General features: G+C 46.0%; 20 protein-coding genes. 16 read left to right on the top strand and 4 right to left on the bottom strand.

Annotated elements, in window-relative coordinates:
• The first annotated feature begins 239 nt into the window (after window positions 1-239).
• From B9Y93_RS05515 to B9Y93_RS25285, 3 genes are all read left to right on the top strand, one after another.
• Window positions 240-1,922, top strand: coding sequence for a M20/M25/M40 family metallo-hydrolase (locus tag B9Y93_RS05515; RefSeq protein ID WP_085493315.1), 1,683 nt, complete (start codon window positions 240-242; stop codon window positions 1,920-1,922).
• Between the two features lie 275 nt (window positions 1,923-2,197).
• Window positions 2,198-3,436 (top strand): MFS transporter, encoded by a 1,239-nt coding sequence (locus B9Y93_RS05520; protein WP_425320330.1) that lies wholly within the window; start codon window positions 2,198-2,200, stop codon window positions 3,434-3,436.
• 134 nt (window positions 3,437-3,570) lie between these two features.
• On the top strand, window positions 3,571-3,915 hold the full coding sequence (locus B9Y93_RS25285; RefSeq protein ID WP_085493316.1) for a four-helix bundle copper-binding protein: 345 nt from the start codon (window positions 3,571-3,573) through the stop codon (window positions 3,913-3,915).
• 140 nt (window positions 3,916-4,055) lie between these two features.
• On the opposite strand, the gene B9Y93_RS05530 is transcribed toward B9Y93_RS25285, so the two are convergent.
• Both B9Y93_RS05530 and B9Y93_RS05535 read right to left on the bottom strand, forming a co-directional pair.
• Window positions 4,056-4,784 (bottom strand): MerR family transcriptional regulator, encoded by a 729-nt coding sequence (locus B9Y93_RS05530; RefSeq protein WP_085493317.1) that lies wholly within the window; start codon window positions 4,782-4,784, stop codon window positions 4,056-4,058.
• Window positions 4,785-4,955: 171 nt separating this feature from the next.
• A complete protein-coding gene (locus tag B9Y93_RS05535; RefSeq protein ID WP_085493318.1) occupies window positions 4,956-6,140 on the bottom strand; it encodes a multidrug effflux MFS transporter in 1,185 nt (394 codons plus the stop codon).
• Between the two features lie 393 nt (window positions 6,141-6,533).
• On the opposite strand from B9Y93_RS05535, the gene B9Y93_RS05540 reads away from it, so the two are divergent.
• The 6 genes from B9Y93_RS05540 to B9Y93_RS05565 all read left to right on the top strand — a co-directional run bounded on the left by B9Y93_RS05540 (window position 6,534) and on the right by B9Y93_RS05565 (window position 12,911).
• Window positions 6,534-8,009, top strand: coding sequence for a protein adenylyltransferase SelO (locus B9Y93_RS05540; RefSeq protein WP_085493319.1), 1,476 nt, complete (start codon window positions 6,534-6,536; stop codon window positions 8,007-8,009).
• 523 nt (window positions 8,010-8,532) lie between these two features.
• Complete coding sequence (locus B9Y93_RS05545; RefSeq protein ID WP_139829139.1) at window positions 8,533-9,417, top strand: hypothetical protein; 885 nt, start codon at window positions 8,533-8,535, stop codon at window positions 9,415-9,417.
• A 195-nt stretch (window positions 9,418-9,612) separates the two neighbouring features.
• Entirely contained in the window at window positions 9,613-10,413 is an 801-nt protein-coding gene (locus B9Y93_RS05550; RefSeq protein WP_085493321.1) for an alpha/beta fold hydrolase, read from the top strand.
• A gap of 30 nt (window positions 10,414-10,443) precedes the next feature.
• Window positions 10,444-11,421: a sensor domain-containing diguanylate cyclase gene (locus B9Y93_RS05555; protein WP_085493322.1), complete on the top strand. Its 978-nt coding sequence runs from the start codon at window positions 10,444-10,446 to the stop codon at window positions 11,419-11,421.
• 38 nt (window positions 11,422-11,459) lie between these two features.
• Window positions 11,460-12,128, top strand: coding sequence for a YdeI/OmpD-associated family protein (locus B9Y93_RS05560; RefSeq protein ID WP_085493323.1), 669 nt, complete (start codon window positions 11,460-11,462; stop codon window positions 12,126-12,128).
• 15 nt (window positions 12,129-12,143) lie between these two features.
• The gene (locus tag B9Y93_RS05565; protein ID WP_085493324.1) at window positions 12,144-12,911 is read left to right on the top strand and encodes a TrmB family transcriptional regulator; all 768 of its coding nucleotides are present in this window, start codon (window positions 12,144-12,146) and stop codon (window positions 12,909-12,911) included.
• Window positions 12,912-13,047: 136 nt separating this feature from the next.
• Here the strand turns inward: B9Y93_RS05565 and B9Y93_RS05570 are convergent, their stop codons facing one another.
• Entirely contained in the window at window positions 13,048-14,241 is a 1,194-nt protein-coding gene (locus tag B9Y93_RS05570; protein WP_085493325.1) for an MFS transporter, read from the bottom strand.
• 311 nt (window positions 14,242-14,552) lie between these two features.
• Between B9Y93_RS05570 and B9Y93_RS05575 the strand changes: the two genes are divergently transcribed.
• The 6 genes from B9Y93_RS05575 to B9Y93_RS05600 all read left to right on the top strand — a co-directional run bounded on the left by B9Y93_RS05575 (window position 14,553) and on the right by B9Y93_RS05600 (window position 21,331).
• Window positions 14,553-16,937 (top strand): polyprenyl synthetase family protein, encoded by a 2,385-nt coding sequence (locus B9Y93_RS05575; RefSeq protein WP_085493326.1) that lies wholly within the window; start codon window positions 14,553-14,555, stop codon window positions 16,935-16,937.
• A 218-nt stretch (window positions 16,938-17,155) separates the two neighbouring features.
• A complete protein-coding gene (locus tag B9Y93_RS05580; protein WP_085493327.1) occupies window positions 17,156-17,677 on the top strand; it encodes a dihydrofolate reductase family protein in 522 nt (173 codons plus the stop codon).
• 351 nt (window positions 17,678-18,028) lie between these two features.
• Window positions 18,029-18,967: an HTH domain-containing protein gene (locus tag B9Y93_RS05585; protein ID WP_085493328.1), complete on the top strand. Its 939-nt coding sequence runs from the start codon at window positions 18,029-18,031 to the stop codon at window positions 18,965-18,967.
• A 41-nt stretch (window positions 18,968-19,008) separates the two neighbouring features.
• Complete coding sequence (locus B9Y93_RS05590; protein ID WP_085493329.1) at window positions 19,009-19,500, top strand: DinB family protein; 492 nt, start codon at window positions 19,009-19,011, stop codon at window positions 19,498-19,500.
• An 83-nt stretch (window positions 19,501-19,583) separates the two neighbouring features.
• On the top strand, window positions 19,584-20,564 hold the full coding sequence (locus tag B9Y93_RS05595) for a phosphotransferase enzyme family protein (protein WP_085493330.1): 981 nt from the start codon (window positions 19,584-19,586) through the stop codon (window positions 20,562-20,564).
• Window positions 20,565-20,728: 164 nt separating this feature from the next.
• Window positions 20,729-21,331: a DUF421 domain-containing protein gene (locus tag B9Y93_RS05600; RefSeq protein WP_085493331.1), complete on the top strand. Its 603-nt coding sequence runs from the start codon at window positions 20,729-20,731 to the stop codon at window positions 21,329-21,331.
• A 128-nt stretch (window positions 21,332-21,459) separates the two neighbouring features.
• On the opposite strand, the gene B9Y93_RS05605 is transcribed toward B9Y93_RS05600, so the two are convergent.
• On the bottom strand, window positions 21,460-22,194 hold the full coding sequence (locus B9Y93_RS05605) for an MBL fold metallo-hydrolase (protein WP_085493332.1): 735 nt from the start codon (window positions 22,192-22,194) through the stop codon (window positions 21,460-21,462).
• Window positions 22,195-22,550: 356 nt separating this feature from the next.
• Here B9Y93_RS05605 and B9Y93_RS05610 point away from each other — a divergent pair, with 356 nt between their 5' ends.
• Window positions 22,551-24,626 (top strand): DUF5054 domain-containing protein, encoded by a 2,076-nt coding sequence (locus B9Y93_RS05610; protein ID WP_085493979.1) that lies wholly within the window; start codon window positions 22,551-22,553, stop codon window positions 24,624-24,626.
• Window positions 24,627-24,659: the final 33 nt, after the last annotated feature.

The raw sequence follows: 24,659 nt of genomic DNA on the forward strand, positions 1-24,659 counted from the left end.
TCACAGAAGCAAACCCTGAGCAGATTCATTCCTGGGAGCTAGAGCTAGGGATGAATCTGTTTTGTTTATTACGATGCAGCCAGTATTCATGATCTGTATTTGATCCAAGGAAGCAAGTGTACGGAAGCCTTTGAAAAGGATCACTTTATATTTCTTGTCAAGTGATAGAGCTAGACGTTATGATAGCTCATATTGGAATAATATTACTGAATTGTATTTGATGCAAAAGGAGGTCAAGCATGAGAAAGTCTGTACAACGGGGAAGGGACAACACAACTAGAGACTGGAAATCATCTATCATTGTCGTCTTCATCAGCATCCTTTTCGTGTTATCGACGTTATATGCAGAGCAGCCGCCCTCTCCAAAAGGAAATGACGCACCTGAGCTGGAATTTTCGGCAGAACGAGCGATGAAGCATGTCCGGGCGATCGCACAAGAGCCGCATCCTTCTGGAAGTGCCGCCAATGAGAGGGTTCGAGACTATGTGCACGATCAAATGTTAGCGTTGGGATTATCGCCAAGCATCGCAACGTCACCACACACCATCGACATGAACGACGAGGAGAAAAGGATAGACCTTCATAATATCATTGGGAAAATAAAGGGAACGGAGCCAGGCAAAGCCTTGATGCTTACAGCGCATTATGATTCAACCCCCTACGGACCTGGGGCCAATGATGACGCAGTCGGGGTTGCCGCCTTGCTGGAAACGGCTCGAGTCTTGCAGGCAGGATCGCCACTGGAGCGAGATATATGGTTTGTTATTACCGATGGAGAGGAAATGGGATTGCTTGGTGCGAGAGTATTCTGGCAAGACTCATTCGCTAGAGAAGAGATTGGCCTCGTCGTAAACTTCGAAGCAAGAGGAGCAAGCGGGCCTTCTGTATTGTTCCAAACAAGCGATCACAATGGTGCGCTTATCACCAACTTTGCTTCTGCTGCTGTGGCCCCTGTCAGCAGTTCCTTACTTGGAGATCTGTATAAAACCATGCCCAATGACACGGATCTCACAGTAGCCCTTGAGGCAGGTCTGCCGGGGCTTAACTTTGCTTATATCGAGGACTGGGATAAATATCATTCTGCAGAAGATACCCCTGAATATGTATCCCTTTCCACACTCCAGCATCATGGCGAGAATGCTCTTGAGATGGCGAAGCGCTTTGGCAGCATGGATCTAATCCAGCTTCAAGAGCCAGATCGCATTTATTTTAATTGGTACCAGCTATTGGTCCATTACCCCGCTTCTTGGGTTGTACCAACGACCATCGTGCTTGTTCTCATCTGGCTGCTGTTAGCCGGCGCATGGTGGAAGAGGGGTGGGGTTGCACCAACTAGACTTGCGCTCGCCATATCAGGTGTGCTTGGGAGTATGCTTGTATCCGTTGTGCTATCCTTTTGCTTGTATTTGGGGATAACAAGCGTCGCGAATGCGATTATGGCTGAAGAAATTCATTCTTCAGCTATCCCTGTTCAAGCTAATGTTGTCTTTATCGCAGTTGCGTTGATTGTTCATCTCTTCGTTACTCGGATCATTCGTTACCGTGTGAATTCGCTGGAATGGATGCTGGCAGGAATGCTGTATTATTTGCTGCTGCTCATCGTTGTAGTCAACATCCTGCCAGGAGCGAGTTATTTGCTCATGCTGCCGCTCATCATCCACAGTGTGGTAATCGGTGGAATGCTGTTGACGGATGCACCGATCGGGAATCTGAATCGGATAGGGGTGCTGTTCATTCTCGCTGTCGCGCCGCTTACACTGACCACGAGCTTCTTGCATCTCCTGTATAGTGCCATGCCGCTTCAAATAAACGTATTCAGCACCTTATTATGTACGATCATCATCACATTGCTGCAGCCTGTTTGCAGCAGCCTGGTCTCAAGCAGGCAGGATCCTCATATACCGATCAACCCTATCGGTTAGCTTCAACAAAGCCCATGAATCCCTTCGTGGGCTTTGTTTTATTATGCTGGAGATCAATTATTCCCCTATGTTCAAACTTATTTGCGTACAATCCAAATGAAGTCGTGCAAATCTCATAAATCTCGTTTACGCTAGTATAATGAAGTTAGCGATAACGTCCATGCTGATTGCCTAATGGCAAGGATCAGGGGGACGAAGATGGCTGCTTATAGACATGCACATGCATGAATGGAAGGCAATTATGAAAGGGATAACGTGGAGTGGAGGCTTCTAGAGTGAACAAGCAAGCTAGTAATAAAAAGATGGTTTACGCGATGCAGCTCGCGACCATCTTCTTAGGCTTTATCGTTTTCGGATTCTCAGAAAATATAAAAGGGCCGGCGATACCGAAAATTCAATTTGATTTTCAATTAAATGAATCTCAGCTCGGAACCCTTCTGTCACTGAATGCATTAGGATATTTGATCGCCTGTTCATTCACGAATGCGTTGACACGAATCTTTGGAATCAAGATTGTCACGGTAATGGCCTTCAGTTCGATGATCGCATCTGGAGTATTGATTTATTATTCGCATAGCTACCCCATGTTCTCATCCTCCTACTTCCTGATGTATATCGGCAATGGGATGCTGGAGATTGCGCTTGCTATACTAGGCGCAAGGATCTTTGTCAAGAATACGGGGATGATGATGAATCTCACCCATGGCTTTTATGGATTAAGCTCGACGGTTGCTCCCCTTATGGCAACAGGGCTCATGCAGGTGACGTTGTTTGGACATACGCTCGATTGGCGCGGCATGTATATGGCGGTGCTTGCCTTATCACTGCTGCCTATTCTCGCTGCACTCAAGAGCACATTTCCAGGAGATGATCTGCCGCTTGAACACCGGATTCCACTTAAGCAGCTTATGCGTGATCCTGTACTCTGGATGATGGTGCTCATCTTATCCTTTGGCGTCGTATCAGAATTAGCGGTAGGGGGCTGGCTGGTTAATTTTTTGGAAAAAGCATATGGCTGGGATACCGTGAGCGCGTCAGGGATGCTTTCTGCATTCTTCTTATGCTTTGCTCTTGGAAGACTAATTCTTGGACCGCTTACGGATAAAGTGGGGTTTGTCTTATCGCTGATCGTATTTTCAGGCTTTGCAGCGATCTGCACCTTTGCGGCGATTGCAGGCGGGGAGTCCTACGCCTTTTTATTTGCTGCTGCGGGGATTGGCATTGCAATGGTATACCCAACCGTAATGGCTTTCATCGCGAAACGATATCCGACTGGCAGCGATACGGCTATTACTTTCACGGTTACCTTAATGGGAATCGGCAGTGTCATCGGCAACTACCTTATTGGCGGTGTGATCGAATGGGTAAAGATGCTCGCAGGTGAAGATACGGAAGCTGGATTGATTCGAGGGCTACAGGCAGGTTATGGCTTTATCGGCTTCTGTGCTGCAATTGCAGCGTTATGCAGCTTCGTGCTGTATCGCATGTTGAAAAGGAATAATGAACTCCTATAAAGCAAAGTAGAGCAGCTAGATTCATGTAATGAAATATACTCCAGCCTGACATGTCCATATCATGCATATGCTGGTTATGAATATTAAATCCTCCTTTCGTCATACTAACAAAAGTCAAAAGGAGGTGACATAAAGTGAGTGTATTATCTACTTCTCCAAATACAAATAATGCATGTCTACAAATTTGCATCACATGTTTGCAAGCCTGCAAAGAATGTTTGACCGCCTGTTTGAATGAACCCGATGTACAAGCACGTATTAACTGTATCCGTACATTAAATGATTGTGCTGAAATATGTTCATTAGCGATTCATTATATGGCATCAAACAGTACTTTTGCACCGGCCCTTTGCCGTTTGTGCGCTGAAGTATGTGAAGCTTGTGCTAAACACTGCGAAATGTTCCAAGACGCACACTGTCAAGAGTGTGCAAAAATCTGTCATCAATGTGCAGAGGAATGCCGCAAGATGTCTGCATAACATGAAGCCAGTAGACGCTCTGCAAGAGTTGTGTACTGGCTTCTATCATTTTACCTGAATAAAATGGATCATGAAAAGGATAGCTCTTCTGCTGCTATGCATACCGAATAGGACTTCTATAGCGAGTTCACATTGTTATGTCATCCATCCTGCTGTGTGACACACAGCATGCTTCGCTCCACGAATGCCAACACTTCTTCCGATACAGGATAGAGTCCTGTTTCCTCTGAAGGTCGTTTTCTTACTTCCCAGAATTTATTCATGAGTTCTTCATCGCCTTTGAACGTCTCGTCACTTAGAGCGATAAGCTCGTTAGCGATTCGAGCGCCTTCCTCTGACTCTGGAGCAATGGAATGCTCAATGCACCACTCGATTTGACGCAATAGGGAAACGTATTTTTGAGTGGCCTTGTCATGATGATTCAGCCGAGGGAGGATCTGCTGCAATAATTGCTGCTCATCGTCTTCGAAGTAATCCATCCATGATGATGTTGTAGTCTTCGCTTGCTGCACAAGATGAGACACCCGCTCCCAGGAAATAGTGCCTTCAAGATCGATCATATTGATCAAAGACGTGGTGTTGGCGATGCTCGTCTCAAGGGCTGCAAGCTGCTGCTGCAGATGATTATAATGTGCGATTAGAATATGCTTATACGACAGTTTATCCAGCAGCTGTTGAATATCTTCAAGCGGCAGGGACAATGACTTAAGCAAAGTGATCTTCTCTAATGTGATCAAATCTTCCTCGGAATAGTAACGTCGCCCATTATCCGCTTTTTCACTAGGCGCTGTGCTGCTGACAGCGATGGGATAACCCGCAGCAAGCTGCTGTCTAGGGTCCGAATTGGAGTAAAAATAGCAGTCCCGCATCTCCGTGATGCAGGACTGCTATTCGCTCTTACGTAAGGCGGAAGCGATTCATCTCTATTCCGCCTGTGCCCCGTTACCATTCTCCTATGCAAGTTAATAGGCTAATCATTGTTCATGCTGAAGAAACACATTGATGTGCGCACACACTCTTTTTTACAACACCCATTATGCCTATGACTCTTCTAGAATGTAGCGCCGACTTAGCAGCCACATCCCTCCGCTCAATGCGAGAAAGTAGAGTGGCATGGTAATCAGCGAGCCATTATGAAGCTGACTCATTCCCCAAGTCGCAAGACTTACAAGCAGATAGTAGCCTAGGCTGAATATCGCGCCAGCCGTTCCTACGACATCTTGGAAAGAAGATAGAGCAAGGCTCAAGCAATTAGGGAGCGCAATGCCAGCACCCATTAGGATGACGAAGATGCCGAGGATCATGCTAAGCATAGCTGGAAACTTCGGGAGCCCCATTGATAGGCTCATCGTCGTCAGCAGCAATGCGCCTAATGTCATGACCAAGCCGCCTATATGAATGATTCGCTCGGCGGGATATCGAGTAAGCATCCGCTTGGAGAGCATCGCACCAACAATTGATGCTAATGCAACAACAATGCCTAAACATCCAAACAAGCCTGGCGGCAGCTCAAAATGCTCAATGAAGATGAAAGGCGCCTCTGCATAGTAGCTGAAGAGAACGCCGTTAATGCCGCCAATAAGCACACCAAAAACGATGACCCTTGGTGAGCGCAGCATTCTTCTGGCAATTGGCGCAATCTTTACTTTGCTTCTCATGGAGACACTTGTCGTCTCTGGCAGCCGGAAGAAGGCATACACAAACAAGCAGATGCTCATGAGTACAAGGGTGAAAAATACGGCGCGATAGCCAAGAACTTGATCTACCCAGCCGCCAATAAGAGGTCCTACAGCAGGGGTAAAGGCAATCACAGCAGAGATCTGAGCAAACATCGCATGACGCTTATTGCCGGACACACTTTCTCTAAGAATCGTCTGTGTAATGATGGAGCCTGTTGCGGCGCCAAATGCTTGGATAAATCGACTGGCCAGCAGCATCGTTAGGGTAGGGGAGTAATAACACAGCAAACTCCCAAGTCCATACACGATCAATCCGCCAAGCATCGCCGGTCTGCGCCCAATATAATCTGAGATCCAACCCCAGCAGAACACGCCAACCGCAAATCCAATAAAATAAATGCTTAGGGTAAGCTGTACCGCACTATTGGTAACCCCAAGTGCTGCGCTGATGTCAGGCAGAGATGGGGTAAAGATCGTTTCACTGATCTGTGGAAATGCAACAAGCATAATCATCAACCATAACGATGGAACGGTTACTTTTTTCATCTTTCATTCGCCCTCCTACAAGCGTATATCCTTTATTGCTGCAAGAATATAAGCCTAGCTAGGGAAAGGGGGGCATCATGATTGCTATACGCTGACAGAACATCATTTGCATTCATCCTTTTCATGTCTAATGGGTGGTGCATCATTCATGCTAATGTAGGAGGGAATAATTAAAGGAATGATGTACTCTTTTAAGTTGAGTTAACGGTATCATGGTAGATCAGATTCTTCAAGGCCAAGATTCGTTAGATGAAATTAATCCATAGTGGTGACATCCATCATTGACGAAAGGATAGTGACTAAGCACCGAACGGGTTATAATAAAAGGATAATGGAACCAAAGGGAAATGGAGAACATAACATTCTACTCATGAACTTGTAAAAGGAGATGCCATGACAACATATAATTCCATAAATGAAGCGGGCTGGAACTTGGATAATAGCTATGCCAGACTGCCGCAATCATTTTATACGAAGCTCGAGTCCTCACCCGTCCCATCCCCTGAGATCATCGTCTTCAATCACAAGCTAGCGGAGCTTCTAGGCCTTGATCGCGCGTCGCTAGATAGTAAGGAGGGTGCAGCCATCTTCGGTGGCAACGCACTTCCACGCGGCAGCATTCCATTGGCTCAGGCGTACGCAGGACATCAATTCGGCTATTTAAATATGCTTGGCGATGGCCGTGCTTGTCTACTTGGCGAGCAGCTCACTCCAGATGGAGATCGCTTTGATATTCAATTAAAAGGCTCGGGTCGAACGCCTTACTCTCGCGGCGGCGATGGACGAGCAGCACTTGGACCAATGCTGCGGGAATACATCATCAGTGAAGCCATGCACGGCCTACGAATCCCTACGACCCGAAGCCTTGCTGTTGTAACGACAGGGGAATATATTACCCGGGAAGCACAGCTGCAGGGAGCTGTTCTAGCTCGTGTGGCTGCAAGCCATATTCGCGTCGGGACGTTTCAATATGCGTCCAAATGGTGCACGATCCATGAGCTTCGTGCACTAGCCGATTATACGATTCATCGTCATTATCCGGATGCAGCGAAGAATGAGCAGCCATACTTGGTGCTTTTGCAGGAGGTCATCAAACGTCAAGCCAGTCTGATAGCACAGTGGCAGCTGGTTGGATTTATTCATGGTGTGATGAACACAGACAATATGACGCTCTCGGGAGAAACGATTGACTATGGACCATGCGCCTTCATGGATATCTATGATCCTGAGACCGTGTTCAGTTCTATCGACCTGCAAGGACGCTATGCATATGTCAACCAGCCCTACATCGGAGCATGGAATCTAGCTCGCTTGGCTGAAGCGCTGCTGCCGCTTCTGCATGAAGATGAAGAACAAGCAATAAAGCTTGCGGAGGCAGAGCTTGCACGCTTCATGACCCAATATGAACAGCACTGGCTGACGGGCATGCGCTCGAAGCTTGGCGTCTTCAATGAGGAAGTCGAAGATGAAGCGCTGATCGAAGCGCTTATGAAGCTGATGCAAGAGCACCAAGCCGACTATACAAATACCTTTAAGGCATTGACAATCGGGAGAATGGAAGAGCTAGCTATGCATGACACCCGAGCATTCCACGATTGGCATGCAAGCTGGCAAGCAAGACTCCTAAGACAACCGCAAACCAAGCAGGAATCTGAGCAGCTGATGCGAAGCCGCAATCCTGCTATCATCCCGCGCAATCATCGGGTCGAAGAAGCCTTGGAAGCGGCAACAGAGACAGGGGATTTGCATGTGATGCTGAAGCTGGTAGAAGCTTTGGCAGATCCTTTTGCTTATTCGAAAGAACAAGAAGCATATGCTGAGCTGCCTCCGGATAATGCCTGTCCGTATCGGACGTTCTGCGGAACTTGAAGATTTCGTTCGTATTGGATTCCACATATGAAAGATTCTTCTGATTTGATAAACTTAATTTTCTGTACTTGCCTGAATACATGATTGGTTAACGACACTGTAATTCATATTACAGTGTCTTTTTTGCATGAGATTGAATTTATTATCCAATTGGATACTATAATTAAGGATATATATTCCATCTCGAAGAGTAAAGGAGGAGAGCGGGGTAACGAATGTTGGAGATTCGATGTACAGCACGTGGATTGTAAGCGTTTTATACTATTTAAGGGATGTGAATGCATTGATGCAGCAGAACAGAGTAAAAGCATGGGCCGCTTTAATTACTTTAGCATCTTTAGTCATGACTTCCTTTTTTTCATCCGTCACATTAGCAGTTTCCACAATTCAATCATCCTCATGGAGCTCCCATTCATCTTCAGGGATCGAGAAGTCAGCGCGAGTCAATGCTGGATCTCATAATCCCATTCTGGAGGATTCACAGCAAGGTGACATCCAATACGTGCGCCTAGAAGGAAGTGAATTGAAAATTGCGCACAAATACAACGCAGACAACGATATGTGGATGATCTTTGACTTTGCAGGCGCAAATGCTCTATATGGGATGAAGGAATGGCGCTTAAGCCCAAATACTAAGCCAGGTGTGAGTTCGGATCTGGATCGTTCCTCGGTGATGCTGATGCCGGATATCTCCGATTGGATCGGGCCCTATATCGTTGGTGCGGACCAGCATGGAAACGGCAAAGGGCAGGAATTTACCGGGGGCAACCATAACTACGATGGCAGCGTGAACGGCTCTGTTACGGGAAGGACACTTCGCTATGACATACGGGTTGATGGCAAAAAGCTTAAAGGCAAAAAAATTGCTTCTGCAAAGCGCATCAAGATACAAGTTGTGAATCGAATTCAAGGCTTTAATACAAAAGAAGCGGATGGCAGCGGGCGTGAGATTCTTCAAGAAGCCATTACGTATGTAATCGAAGGGGGCAAGGTCGATGTGCATGTTAAGGTCACTCCTCTAGAAGACATCACCTTGTATCGCTATTACGGTCTGCAATCTGTTAATGGAGCATGGAATCAAGACATCCGGTACTTTGCCGGCAATACGGAAGTCGCTCAGCATGAAGCATCCAAGTATAGTGATTCAGGGTCAAAAGCCGCTCATCCAGGCGTGGATCAATACTGGCTTCGATCTGCGATTCAGAACGGAACCACACATAATCTGCTTGTCTCCTTAGACCGAGAATATGGACTTGGACGGTTGGACTTTTTAGCTGATGATCAGCCAATTGCCTTTACTCAAGAATACGGTAAATCCTACTTTTTACAGGTATACAACAAAGAAGCGCACTTGAAGCGGCGCCACTCCATCGCTTGGCAGGGCTCTTATCATTTCTTTTCTACATGAACCCGAATACGCACGAATAGAAAATCAAATTGTTAAGTTTGGGGATACCAGGCCAACATGATGTTGGCGAGGGATTCCCTTTTTCAATGTGAATGAGAAAAGTATTCACGAGAGCGCTCATGGAATGCTACTTGAATTTTACAGATATGTTCATCAAAATAGAGGAAATGGGTAGCAGAAAAGGAGTATGCCGGTATGACAGACATTGCACCTAGGAATCATGTGACAATTACAGGAGAGGGTGAACGCATCATCATGTTTGCCCACGGATTTGGCTGTGACCAAAGCATGTGGAGATATATTCTGCCTTCGTTCGAGAAGGATTACCGCATCGTGCTCTTTGATTATGTTGGTTCAGGCAGATCCGATATTCATGCTTATACGCATGAGCGATACGGTTCAATTGAGGGTTATGTGCAGGATGTGTTAGAAATCATTGAGGAGCTCGACTTAGCAAATATTACGTTTGTTGGCCATTCCATTAGTGCTATGATTGGCATGCTGGCTTCAATCAAACAGCCTGATCGATTTGAAAAATTAATCATGATTGGTCCATCTCCTTGCTACTTGAATGAAGCAGATGGATATGTTGGAGGCTTTGAGCGCAGCGATATTCTTGAGCTGCTTGACATGATGGAGATGAATTATGCCGGATGGGCGAGCTTTATGGCTCCCATAGCTATAAACGATCCTGATTCCCCCAGTCTCACAGAGGAGCTCAAAAAGAGCTTTATTGCCATAAATCCGGTTATTGCTAAGCAGTTCGCTGAAGTGACCTTCTTCTCCGATCACCGTGAGCAGTTGGCATCGGCTTCTGTACCGACATTAATTATGCAATGCTCACAAGACAGCATTGTTCCTCTGGAAGTGGGCCAGTATTTGCAACGCCACTTACCTAACAGTACGTTGAGTGTAATCGAGGCTAAGGGACACTACCCGCATATCAGCCATCCGAAAGAGACGGTACAGCTTATTCAGCAATACCTGCAAATCTAGATGCACCATGCTAGGAAAGGACAGGCTTCAATGGATGATCGTATAAATAATGCTCCCTGCGGATACATCGCCATGACTCACGAGGGATTTATTCAGGAAGTGAATCACACCTTTCTAATGGAATTAGGGTATCCGTTAATCGATGTGCTGGACAAGCATATCGAGTCGTTCATGTCGACGGCGAACAAGCTGATTTTTCACTCCTATTTTTACCCTTTTATTCATCTGAATGGACATGTAGATGAGCTCTTTATAAGCCTCAAGGATTGCAGTGGCAACTCTATTCCGTATTTATTAAACGGCAGGCGCTTAGAACGCGACGGGGTAGAGGTATTTGACTGTATCTTGATGCAGATGGGGCGCCGGGTCGACTATGAACATGAACTTCGCGCTGCTAAACATCAAATGGAGGAAGCGTACAAGGAAAAGGAAACAGCCCTTGCCAAGCTGGTAACTCTGCATGCGGAGATTGAGAAGAAACAAGCCGAACTGCTGGAGATGAATGCTCTATTGCTGGAAATGTCCCATACAGACAAGCTTACCGGATTAAAAAATCGAAGATATTTTCAAGAAGCATTAGATGGATTAATCCAAGGCTATCCTGTTGATCATCAGCCATTTTCGCTGTTCATTCTTGACATTGATCATTTTAAGCGTGTAAATGATACATATGGTCACCAAATTGGGGATGATGTATTAGAGCGACTGGGCAGCATATTGAAGTCTCAGGCTCGAAAAGAGGATATAGCAGCTCGGTACGGAGGAGAAGAATTTGTTCTGCTTCTGCCTCAAGTAGATCGTGATGAATCAACAGAAATGGCGGAAAATCTCCGCCATATTGTGGCTTGTTCCATCTGGGAGACGGCAAGCATTACCGTAAGCATAGGGATAGCCACATACACGCAGGATGACACGAGTACGAGCTTGTTGAAAAAAGCGGACAAAGCGCTATACCTGTCTAAGGAGATGGGGCGCAATCGCGTTACTCACGCAATGGACCTAACTTAAATAACAAATTCTAGTAGATATAAAAAGGATGATCGCAATTGGCAAAAACGATTGTAGAAAAGCTGAATCTCCAGAAATACAAGCCTGTCCTTATCTTGCACCAACCTGAGGGTACGAGCTATTTCAACGAGTTGAACGAGTATGACATCGCTTTTGAGAAGGAAGCCTATGAGCTAATCTTTGCTTTTGTTCTGGATATGGAGTCATTAAAAACTCTCGTCAATAATGTGATCGAACAAGGATGCTTACTGAATAACGGGTATCTTTTTGCCGCATATCCGAAGAAGGGTAACAAGGTTTATTCAAGCTTCATTCATAGAGATGATCTTCTGCCTGGTCTTGGCAGCGATGAGAATGGTTACATCAAGAACAGCAATATCAAGTTTGCGAGAATGGTTGGACTTGATGAAGTATTTACCGTCGTTGGCTTCAAAGAAGATTCAAAAGGCAAACAAAAGACAATTACTGCACCAAGTCAGTGTGTGGATGATTATATGGACAAGATTCCAAGCATTGAAGAGGATCTGAAGCATGCTCCTGAACTACTTGCTGTATATGAATCGTTAACGCCGGGCTATCGTAAGGATTGGGCTCGTTATGTATATAGCGCGAAGCAGGAATCAACAAAGGAAAGGCGGCGAGAGGAAATGAAAATGATCCTGAAGGCAGGCTATAAGAGCCGAGATCTATACCGCAAGGACCATTGAAGACGGAGGGGCGACATGCTGCAGAAATTTGGATATTCTCAATATGAAAGCAAAGTGTATGAGGCACTTGTGACACATGCTGAGCCTTTGGATGCAGCCTCAATTGTCAAATATTCAGGTGTGCCTAAGGCCAAGATTTATGAAGTCATCGCACGATTAGTGGAGAAAGGGATCGTTTCAGATGCCGTATCAGGAAAGAAAAGAACGTACATCGCAATCCCGATGCAGATCGTGATCGATAAGCTGACGCACGAATTCGAACAGGATATCGAGAACCTGAGGAGGGCTGGAGAAAAGAAAGTCTATGCTGATGATCAAGTTTGGAGCTTGAAGACGGAGAGCTCGATCAAGGCGTATTTTCGAGAGTTGATAGAAGAAGCGAAGGAATCCATTGTATTGTCTATGTGGATCGATGAATTCATGGACATTGCACCGCTCCTTGAGGAAAAAGAGAAGCAGGGTTTAGAAGTAGAAGTGTTGGTTACTGGAGGGACGCCTGCTGGAGTAGCGCTATCCCATATTAATATTCTTGAGCCATCTGAAGGGCATGAGATGATTCTGGAGCAGTTTAAGCTGATCATCACAGATGGCAGCCAAGTGCTCTTTGCCGGTATGGAAGAAGGCAATTGGCAGGCGATGCGCACGATGGCCCAGCCGTTTGTAAAGTTCTTTATCGAATTCTTTTACCATGATGTCGCGCTTGCCGCCATCTCGAAGAAGTACGCCAAGGAATTAATGCAGGACAGTGACATGAAAGCACTGCTCATGCGTTTGCGTTATTAATTCGAAACATAGCCATATCCAAATTCGAGCAAAGAAAAGACCACGATGGAGCATTGCCTTGCTTCCGACGTGGTCTTTATTCATATTAAATATTAATGTCATAAATATAAGTGCTCATGATGGGTAGTAACGTTCATCATTCTGCTGCTGCAACTGATGAAGCCTGCATGGGAGGCACATCAGCACGGGATGGCTTTCGACTGATTGAGAAGATCGCTGCACCAAGTCCCAATAAGGCAATAAGACCGCCAACCCATGGCGTATTCGCGACAGAACTGCTCTCGATCACCTTTCCGCCAATAAAGGAGCCTGTAGCGATTCCAAGGTGCATGATCGAATTGTTCAAGCTAAGCTGAATATCTATCGTCTCAGGAGCCTGCTTAATTAGATAGGATTGCTGAGCAGGGGACAGCGCCCAACTCAGTCCACCCCAGATCATCATTGCAGCGATGAATACATAGATGGAAGCCTGTGACGCCAGCGTCATCATGAACAAAGAACCTGAGAAGCATACCAGCACCAATAGTATAGTTTTGGTTGGTCCCCACTTGTCAGCTAACAAACCTCCGAGACCGCCTCCTGCAACAGCTGTGATCCCAAAGAGGAAATACACAATACTCATCAGTGATGGACTGATTTCGAAGTTTGCATGAATGTACGGCGTTAAATACGCATATAGAGTCAAGTGTCCCGTAAGCATCAAATAAGAGATCAATTGTCCGCTAATGATCTTGCTTGTGCACAGTGAAGACAGCTGTTTTTTAAATGGCATGACAGGGCTTGGGGCGGTGCGCTTGAGAAGCCATGCATTAGCGATCATGGCTACGATGCTGAGTGCAGCAATCAAGATAAAAGGCGCTCTCCAGCCGTAAGCATTGCCAATCACCATGCCAATCGGCACGCCAAGTACTAATGAACCGCTGATGCCCATATAAATAATGCCTATCGCTCTGCCGCGGTGAGATTCTGGGACGAGCTGAGATGCAAGGGATATGGATAACACGATGATTACGGCTCCGCTCATGGCAGACAGAGCTCGAGCTGCAAGCGTAAGATTGTAGCTTGAACTAAACGCTACAATCAGATTGGCTACGACAAAGAATGCAAGGGCTAACAAGTACAGTTTTTTGCGTTCCAATCTAGCGGTCACATTCATGAGAATCGGGGCGGATATCGCAAAAGCAATAGAAAAGATCGTTATAAAATACCCTGCGGCACTTACCGATATATTCAAATCTGAAGCGATTAGATCAAGAATGCCTCCAACAATCAGCTCCACTGTCCCGACAACGAAAGCTGAAAAGGCAAGTAAGTATACACGAAAGTTCAAACCATACCATCCTTCCAAAAACAAAATAGTTACCACTATTATAGTAACCTAATTCGAATATCACAACCTAAATCCTAAAAAAATAAGGGTTCGATTGCTGGTAAGTAATGTTTTCCGTTCATATTAAGGGTTCTTCAAGATAGAATCAGTCAAATACATATTGAAAAATGTAACGTTAACCTTGCTTTCTCGTATATAGGTATGAATTTAGTTCCATAAAGTTGTTGCTGCAAGTAAATACCCCATCATACGTTGGACATTCCGTGGGGTTGTATATAACCAATTCTAATACAAAAGAGGGAAAGCGCCACATGAACGTTTTGCAAATGACAGATCAGGTTGAAACAAGCTATGCACGAGCAGAGCGAAGAGCAGCTGCGTATTTCTCAATCCTTCATAAGCAGGTCTTGGAACATAGCTTCATTCCCGTCCTAACCGACGATATTCACCAGTGGAAAAAGAAGCATCTCCCTCATCGCTCCTTGTTAAGCCTGTTCTCAAGAAAGAAGAAGCGCCCGGATTCCAAGGACTATGAGCGGACCATTCAATGGCTTGACTACATGGGCAAGCTCGATGATTATTTGGATCGCAGTGTATCTTATATTTATATGAGGGATCTAGGCAAATCTTTGGATTCGCCTGCAACACGAAGTCGAATTAGCAGCGTGGTTGCAGATGTCAAGCGGCACCTAAAGGCGTCAACACGTCAAAATGTATCACAATCAGATGCATTAAGCCTTGGTTGGATCTATCGCAGAGCCCAAAAATTAGGCATCGAGTCCGCGGTAATCTGGCTTATTGATAAGTTGAAGCAGGTAGGAATGAACCTGCCCAAGGAATTGAATGCTGAGCATGCGGAACGCAAGCTATTGAAGATCATCCTTGGCGTTGTGATTCATGTCTTCGAAGAGATGGAACCGGATATCAGCTATGAAGAACGTGCGCAGAAGCTTAGTGAAGCCATTCATTTGGGATACGCATATGGACTGACCTATCCCTTTATTGACGACCTGCTTGATTCCAGCGCGCTTAACGAGCAGGAAAAGCAGCAGTATTCCGCCATGATTCGAGAAGCGCTGCTTACTCGGAAGGTGCCTCCGTTGGGGAAGCTCGGGAACATCGGCTTGCAATGGATACGGTATGTGCATGCTGAGTTGAGCGAGGCTTTTGAATACATGAAGAACTATCAAGCTCAGGACACGGTGGAGACCTTCTTTGAGCAGTCCTATGTGTTCTTCCAATCTCAGGAGATCGACCGAGCGAAGGATCTTGGCTGCAGCACATACACGAATGAAGAGCTCTACATTCCCGTTATCATCAAGTCTTCCTCATCACGGTTGATTGTGCGTTCTGTCATTGGCGCTCCACTAGACGAGGCATTCGATCATCGAACGTTCTACTACGGCATTTACAATCAGCTGGCAGATGACTTCGCAGATATGTTCGAAGATCTGGAGAATGGCGCAGTGACGCCTTACACGTATTATTTAACCTATCACGAAGAACGACCTGATCTTATCAATCCTTTTGAGTGCTATTGGGCGGTTATCTCACATCTGATACATCATATTCACCACTCAGATGCGACAACACGCGAAGTCATATTAGATCGTGCCATTAATGGACTCAAGCGCTGCAAGGAACGGCTCGGAGCCAGGAAATATGAAGAAGTCATGGCGCTGTTCACGAGCAGGATGACCCCATTTAACGAATTCGTGCAGCTAATGGTGCAGAAGGCCGATGATGTGGATTTCTTCGATAAGCTGCTGCGAGATCAGCTCATTCAGGTGCTAAGAAGTGATCGTGCAGGCAAGAACGAATTTATCGCTAAGGTGAATGGGCTTCGAGCGGAGATCAACAACATCCTGCCTATTGAGAAAGAGAGTGGGATTGCACCCATGAAGGAGCCGCTTATTGATGCAGCGAATTACAGCTTGGAAGGCGATGGGAAGCGAATCAGACCCATCGTAAGCTGGATCATGGGCGTAGAGGAATATGGGCTTGAAGCACATCGAATATATCCGCTCCTGCGATCCATTGAATATATGCATACCGCATCGTTGATCTTCGATGATCTTCCATCCCAGGACAATGCCTCCACTCGAAGAGGCCGTCCAACCCTGCATGAAGTGCATAACGTCGCTACAGCAGAGCTTACTGGCCTGCTCTTAATCCAGCGCGCGATTAAGGAGCAGTCCTCGCTTCATGACTTTGATCCAAAGGCGGTGCTTGCACTGATGCAGTACTCTGCTGAGAAGACAGAAGAGATGTGCATGGGGCAGGCAATGGATATCCGCTCCAAAGGACAACAGCTGACCTTGGAAGAGCTTAATATGGTCTGCTTCTACAAGACCGGGATCGCATTCGAAGCCTCGCTTATCATGCCTGCGATTCTTGCCCAAGTGCCGGACTCAGAGCTTGATGCGCTGAAGAAATATGCGTATCATGCTGGGATCGCCTTTCAGATCAAGGATGATCTGCTGGACAAGGAGGGGGACATGCATACGTTAGGCAAACCAGTCGGCCAAGATGAAGAGAACAATAATTCCAACTTTGTATCTATCCTTGGTCAGGATGGCGCTCGCAAAGCAATGTGGGAGCATTATTGTCTGGCAGTGGAAGCGCTGGAAGGATTGCCTCGCCCTGTTACCTTTCTAAGCCATCTGCTGGACTTTTTCGTGAATCGCAATCGTTAATTGCTTAGCTATAAATGGCCGGTCAATCCACGGCATAGTTGTTATTTTATTAAGCGTTGGGCGTCTTCCAACGCTTTATTCTTTATAGAGATCAAGCATAGCCATAATAACGAAAAGGAACGTTAATGACGTCAGGAATTGTCTTGTTTCTTGTGTAAGATGAAGATGTCAAACGAAGAGCAAGGTTACACCATAACAAAGGCAAAGGGGAGATGATCATGGCGCGCAAGCTTATTCTTTTTATTGCTGCTAGTCTAGACGGATACATCGCCAAGGAAGGGGATGATTTGGAGTGGCTGCTTCATACTGAAGGCGAGGGCGATAACGGGTATATGGAGATGTATGAACGAATCGATACGGTCATCATGGGCAAGAGAACCTATGATTATGTGATGGAACATACCGACTCATTTCCTTATCCAGATAAGACATGCTATGTATATTCAAATAGTGAGAAAGGGACCAATGAGCATGTGGCGTTTGTTAATGAGGATGTCGTGTCTTTTACGCATAAGCTGCAGCAAGAAGAAGGTTCGAATATTTGGGTTGCAGGAGGCGCAGCCATTCTTGATGCATTTATGAAAGCACGGCTGATTGATGAGTACATCATCACCATAACACCGCATATCTTAGGATCTGGCGTTCCTTTGTTCCTCGTGAACAATCCAGAAATTCATCTGGTATTAAAAGAAACGAAGCGCTATGGACAATTTGTCCAAATGCACTACGAAGCGAAATAAAACGTTCTACAAAACAGGCAAAGGCATTGGATCTGATCCAATGCCTTTACCGCGCTGATCAGCTTAAGCTGTGTCTGCTGCAAGACTGTATGCTTTTCGATGCGAGCACCTTTCAGATCCGTTCCAAAAAGATTTGCGAGGGACTCTCCTTCGTACCTTGGAACTTATTTATATCCATATTTCTATATTTGGATGCAAGCGAAAAAATTCACTATACATATATTCTTTGAAATATTTTTTAGCGCGCATCTGAATAGTGACACACAAGGTGTCACTATTGGTGTGCTATTATAATGCTCAGATGGCATCATGTTCAATGAGCGAAGGGAGGAGCGTTCGAAAGTGAGACGAATGGATCGCTTGATTGCGATTGTGATCGCATTGCAGCAGCGCAATGCCTCTGCGCAAATGCTTGCCGATCAGCTTGAGGTGTCCAAGCGAACGATTATGCGTGATATGCAGACACTTGCTGAGATTGGTGTGCCCGTGTATGCAGAAGCGGGGGCAGCAGGAGGCTACCGCTTGGCGGAGAGCTACCGGCTTCCTCCCCTGCAGCTTGATGTGCAAGAAGTGTTAACCGTCCTTGTAGCTCTTCAGTCCCTGACAGCGTATGCAGACACCCCTTTTAACGAAGAGCGTTGGACCGTCATGGACAAGCTTCGGGACATTCTGCCGAGCGACGCACTCAAGCAGGTGGAGCCACTACTTGATGTTATGCATGTTGAAGTGCCTAAGCGCTCGTATAAGGCTCCGTTGTTAAATGAACTTCTGGACTACTGTGCACGAGCGGAGTGGATGAATGGACTTTACCGTTCAGAGAAGCACCACCGCTGGCTCGTCTTGCATCCGAGGAAAGTATATGCCGAGCATGGCTTCTGGTATTGCGAAGCATACTCTTCTTTGCATGGCGAAGTACGAATTTTTCGAGCGGATCGATTTGAAGAACTGCAACCCGCCCAAGCTCAAGACTATCCTCCTAAGGCAGATACAACATTGCAAGCAGCGAGGAACAGCCAGACCTCGATACGGATCAAGGCCTTATTAACCTATAGAGGCATGCTGCTGGTTGAGCAGGATCCTCATTTTGGAGAAAACGTGCAGTTAGTGGGTGAGGAGCAATGGGAGGTGGAGTTTGATTGTCCAGAATCCGATTGGAGATGGGCGATTCGGTTCTTCTTTGGGCTTGGGATTGATGCACATGTGGTAACACCAGATGCCTTGCGAACAGAGATATTCAACCTTTCTCAGCAGTTATGTGAGCGGTATCAGGTACGCTCGGACAATAAGTAAGACAAATCGAATGAACTAGATATTTGAAAGGAGCAAACATGATGAATGGAGTATCCCAGATTCGCGAGCATTTGCTTGAGGAATTAGAGCTGTGCGTTCGAACCGTTGAGACGCTGCTTACGAAGGTAGCAGAGGAGGAGTGGAGCTATCGACCGACAGAGAATATGCGCAGCTTGTTTGAACTGGTTCATCATCTAATCTCAATTCCCATAACCGACCTTGCCATCCTGCAGGAGCGATCCCAGGAGGAAGTCGTGGAGGTTGAGGAACGGTATGTTCATCTAAAGAATCCTCATGACATGGCTGTACAATACCGATCCAATTATGAGGTTCTTCGTAACTATATGCTTGGCCTAACGGAAGACGAACTGCTGCATAAGGCGACAAAAGCGTTTTATCTCGAACACAGCACGCTCCAGATCAAATGGTTGATCGAGATAGTCACCCATTCCTATCACCATCGATCCCAGCTTTACAATTATTTGAAGCAGTCCGGTCATGATCTTCACTTCTCTTTGCTATATGGGGGATAAGTCTATCCATGCTTATCGATTAGCGATTCAAGGAAACTATTGCATTCGTGGTAAGAGAAAACCGCTTCTAAAGGGAGTATTTCATGACAGAAGAAATGTTAGTAGAGATTCTCAGTCAGTATAATGTGCATTCACCGACCATTTCCTTTATTCGACATAATGAAAATAGAACTTACAAGGTAACAGATGCCGATGGCCAGTCCTTCTTGCTTCGAATCCATCAGCCTTTCAAGGAAGGCATGACTGGCCTGCAGCATACCTATTATGGCTTGCTGGAAGAACTGAACATGTTGGATGCTCAGAAAAAGCACGGCAGAATGCCTGCATATCAGACGCCGCTTCGCAATTATGAAGGCCAATGGATTACGACCATTACGGATGAAGGCAGCCCTATCCATTGTTCGCTATTAACCTGGTTGGACGGAAGAGACCTTCGTAAGGAAGATATGGAGGAACGCGACCTAGTTCGGCAGCTAGGTTCGCAAATTGCCGAACTGCATGACTTCTTCCGTGATTATGAATCACACGGAATGAAGCATCGACCATCCCAAGATATCGAGTATAACGAAAGTCTTATTGCAGCGATCAAGACAGGGGCTGAGCTTGGATTATTCCAAGAGTCTGATGTAACCACAATAGAACAATGCATACAGCTCATAAATGCTCGACTGAAGCAGATCGGTAAAACAAGAGAAACATGGGGGATGATTCATGGTGATCTAGGCATGGGAAATGTCATCATGACCACGACAGGCACACTTAGCTTTATCGATTACGGCTTTTTTGGGTCTGGCTATTACAGTACAGATGTAGCAATGGGAGCGCTCATGGTTCCCCCTGCATTAAGAAACGTATTTCTCGAAGGCGTTTATGGATGTTCACGTCCGCAAGACGAAGAACGCATATTGCTTGAAGGCATGATGCTCATCTCCATCATTGGTTTCTACGCTTTCCACATGGGAAATGAGAAGATGTATGAATGGATGCAAGAGAGACTGCCCAAGTTGTGTACGGAATATTGCCTGCCATACCTATCAGGAGAATCGATCTTTTATCGGGTGTAAGGGCATGTTGCGATGCACATGGAAAAGCCGACTGAAGCTTATTGTGCAGGAGTCCGTTGTGCGAGGTAAGATAGTGTATTACATAACGTTAATTGGCACATAATACAATTTGCTGTTTAACGTATTAGTTTGTTATGCAGCTATTACCTGAAAGGACTATCACAATGAACTGGAGCTTAATCGGACAAACCATTTTAATCTACATCGCTGGTGTTGCGCTTCTGCGAGTGAGCGGCCGAAAATCGATTTCACAAATGACCATACCCGAAACAGTAATCATGATCGCCATTGGAACCTTGCTGATACAGCCTGTTACAGGAAGAGGGCTGTGGACCACCTTTGGTGTGGCTGCAGTATTAGTTATCGCTCTGCTTATAACGGGTATCATTCAGCTCAAATCAGATCGTCTAGAATCCCTCATCTCTGGCAAGGCTGTTTCAGTTATTGAGAATGGGACGATTCATGTACAAAATCTAAGGAAACTTAGACTTTCCGTTGATAAATTAGAAACGCGCCTGCGTCAGCATGGCATAGCGAATATTGGGGATGTCGAATGGGCCGTGCTGGAAGTTAATGGACAATTAGGTTATTCACTTAAGCCTGATATGCAGCCCGCTACAAAGAAAGATATACATGAACTGATTAAGCTTATCGATGCTAAGCTCAACGACCACACATTGCAAGGCACGAAGAGAACAAGTTCGGCTCCATTATTTACTGAAGTTGTCCGAAAAGAAGATCATTCTCCATCTGATCCCTTGCAATAGGTGGATGGTTGAATAGATGCAATCACTAAGCTTATATCATAAAAGCCTCATTAAAGATCTTACTCAATGGTCAATCCTACGAGTAACATCTTTATTGTGTCAGCAAGCTAGCATAATGCTTCCATTGTTCACGCATAGGATTGCAGAAGCTGATGCAACGCTTGCTTCACATCACCTTCATACAGACCGCCATGATAGCAGATGAGATGTTCGGCATCATATTGGCCCAGCCGTTCAACTGATGCTATCGCTTGATCCATATCAAGTGTAAATTGCGGATTAGCGATATCTAGCACGCCATTCTCAATGACTACCGCATCTGCCGCAATGATCGTCTTGCTAGAGGGAAGATACAACGATATATGTCCGGGCATATGTCCAGGCGTATGAATAATTTCAATTCCTCCACACCATGGGAGAATCTCTCGATCTGCCACAATCCGATCAACTGGCGCATGCTCCATCGCTTGCAAGTAGGAGATAAACGCCTTCGCCCCCGGCTTGGCAGCGTCAGGCAATGCATCTAATGTCGATTCCGCCTGCTCAAGGCGAAGAGATTTGCACGTTCCATTGATGTAGGGTGCGTCTTGTTCATGAGCAATAATATCAATCTGAGGATAGGAGCGCTTGATCGCTGCCAAAGCTCCCATGTGATCGATATCATGATGAGAAACAATGAGCTTGGTCAGAGATTGTAACGATAATTGATGCTTGGCAAGGGCTTCATCCAATAGAGAGGTGAAGCCGGGATAACCGCAATCCACAAGAATGCAGTCCTCCTCATCATGAATGAGTACAGGGGTAAGGATGGATTGTTGTCCGCTATTCTCAAATGATAGGGGGAGCAGATGATAGTTTTTCATAAGTGCCTCCTCTTTGTGCTTATGCAATTCACATTAAAAGTCTTGTTAAGCTTAACACAGTTGGACATAATCTTCACATTGCATACGATAGAAAAGGCAGCTGGGCGACAGTGTTGAAGTCCTGTTTGTGCAATGATATTCTGCGCTGTTCAATACTTCTATGCCCTTATACGGTATTCGACTATCTGTCTATGAATCCGCCACGTTCTGTGAAGATGCTCTGCAACGATTAAAGGATTTGAATGTCCTTATTTTTCAAAAGGTTGACTGATTCAGACAAAGACGAAAGGCACATGCTCTAGTAGAATCAAGCTCAAGATGAGTACATCCGCTTGAATTCGAAAGGGGCAGATATATTGAACACAGCGATAAAAAGAGTACATGTCGTATTCAAAACGCATTTAGATATTGGATTTACCGATATGGGACAAAATGTCGTGGATCGCTATATGCAAGGATTCATCCCGCAAGCGCTAGAGCTTTCTGAGCAGCTTGCAGACGAAGAAGGAAACGTAAAGTTCGTGTGGACGACAGGATCATGGTTAATTCATGAATTTCTTGAGCATGCTGACCCAGACATGCGCTCCCGGATGGAAGCCGCTATCAAAGGAGGGCGGATCGCTTGGCACGGACTGCCTTTCACGACGCATACAGAGATTATGGACAAACGACTGTTTGAATTCGGTCTTTCGATCTCAAAAAAGCTGGATTCACAATTCAACAAGCAGACGATTGCAGCCAAAATGACCGATGTTCCAGGACATACTATTGCTATCGTGCCAATGCTTGCGAAGCAGGGCATCGAATATTTGCATCTAGGCGTTAATATGGTCTCGAAGAATCCCAAGGTGCCAAGCATGTTTGTGTGGCGTGCGGCAGATGGGTCGGATATCATTGTTCACTATGCCGACAGCTATGGCAAGCCCTTTCAGATGGAAGGGCTTGAGGATGCGCTGTATTTCGCTCATACGCATGATAATCATGGACCCTCGTCGATGGAGGAAGTACGTGAGTTGTTTGCACAGCTTCAGCTTGAGTACCCAGAGGCAGAGATTATCGCGTCGACCTTGGATGCATTCGCTGAGAAGCTTCGCGGCATCAAGGATCGCTTGCCAGTAATACACGAGGAGATCGGCGACTCATGGATTCATGGAATCGCTTCTGATCCATGGAGGATTGCAAGATATCGAGAATTGCTGCGGCTAAGAGACAAGTGGGTTGCTTCAAGTCAGCTGGATCCAGATAGCGAGGCCTTTGCGCAATTTTGCAATCGTTTGATGCTAATTCCCGAACACACCTGGGGACTGAACAATTCCGTGTATCTTGCTGACTTTACCAACTATTCCGCTGCCCAGTTTGCGGCTGCTAGGTCGAGAGATCTAGTCGAGAATGACAAACGAAAGAAATACGAGTACTTGACAGGACAAATAGGCATGGAACGAACCTACAGTCATTACGAGAGCTCATGGCAGGAGCAGCGCGATTATTTGAAACATGCTATTCAAGCGCTTCCTGATGAGCTTGCTTGCGAAGCGGCTGCAAGGCTTGAAGCAATGAGCACACCGTTTATCTCACCTGCGGTGGCAAATGAGCGCTTACTCGAGATGGATGAGCAATATGAACTCGGACAATTCACAGCCAGCTTTGCTCCAGACGGCTCGATCAATTGCTTGATTGACATCAACGGCAAGCAATGGGCGAACAGCTCACACCGATTAGGTGTCTACACCTATGAAACGTTCAGCAAAGAAAGCTATGACCGCTTTTTCAAAGAATATATGACCAATCTCGATATTCATCATGGCTGGGCAGACAATGACTTCGGCAAGCCTGGCATCGAATATGTCAAGCCTAGACCCGAGCATCGCAGCACACCGCCATCCTTACGTTCGCTGAAGCTCGAGCAGCTGCCCGAATATGACAAGGTAACAGCCGAGCTGAAGCTTTCGGCTGAGGTATGCGAGCAATATGGGGCTCCGCGTAAATTAGTCATCGTGTATACGTTCTATCGAGACGAGCCCATCGTGGATATTGCCTTGCTCTGGAGCGAGAAGCAAGCGTGCAGGCTCCCTGAAGCGAGCTGGTTCTCATTTGTGCCTGCTGTCGACAATCCGAATGCATGGCTGCTTGATAAGATGGGGGAACGGATCTCTCCGCTCTCCGTCGTAAAAGACGGCAATCGCAATATGCACGGTGTTGAGTCCGGGCTGTATTATGATGCTGCAGACGGCTCTGTTGTCATAGAGACGCTGGATGCTCCTCTCGTATGTCCTGGAGAAGCAAGACTGCTTCAATTCGACAACACGTATGCACCGTTATCAGGCGGTTTCCACTTCAATTTGCATAACAATGTGTGGGGCACGAACTTTATGATGTGGTTTGAGGATGATATGCAATTCCGATACCGATTAACCCTGAACAGTACGGTTTAATTACTGCAATATCATCATCATCTTAGCTTAATG

The organism is Paenibacillus aquistagni, assembly GCF_900177815.1.
GTDB lineage: Bacteria > Bacillota > Bacilli > Paenibacillales > Paenibacillaceae > Paenibacillus_B > Paenibacillus_B aquistagni.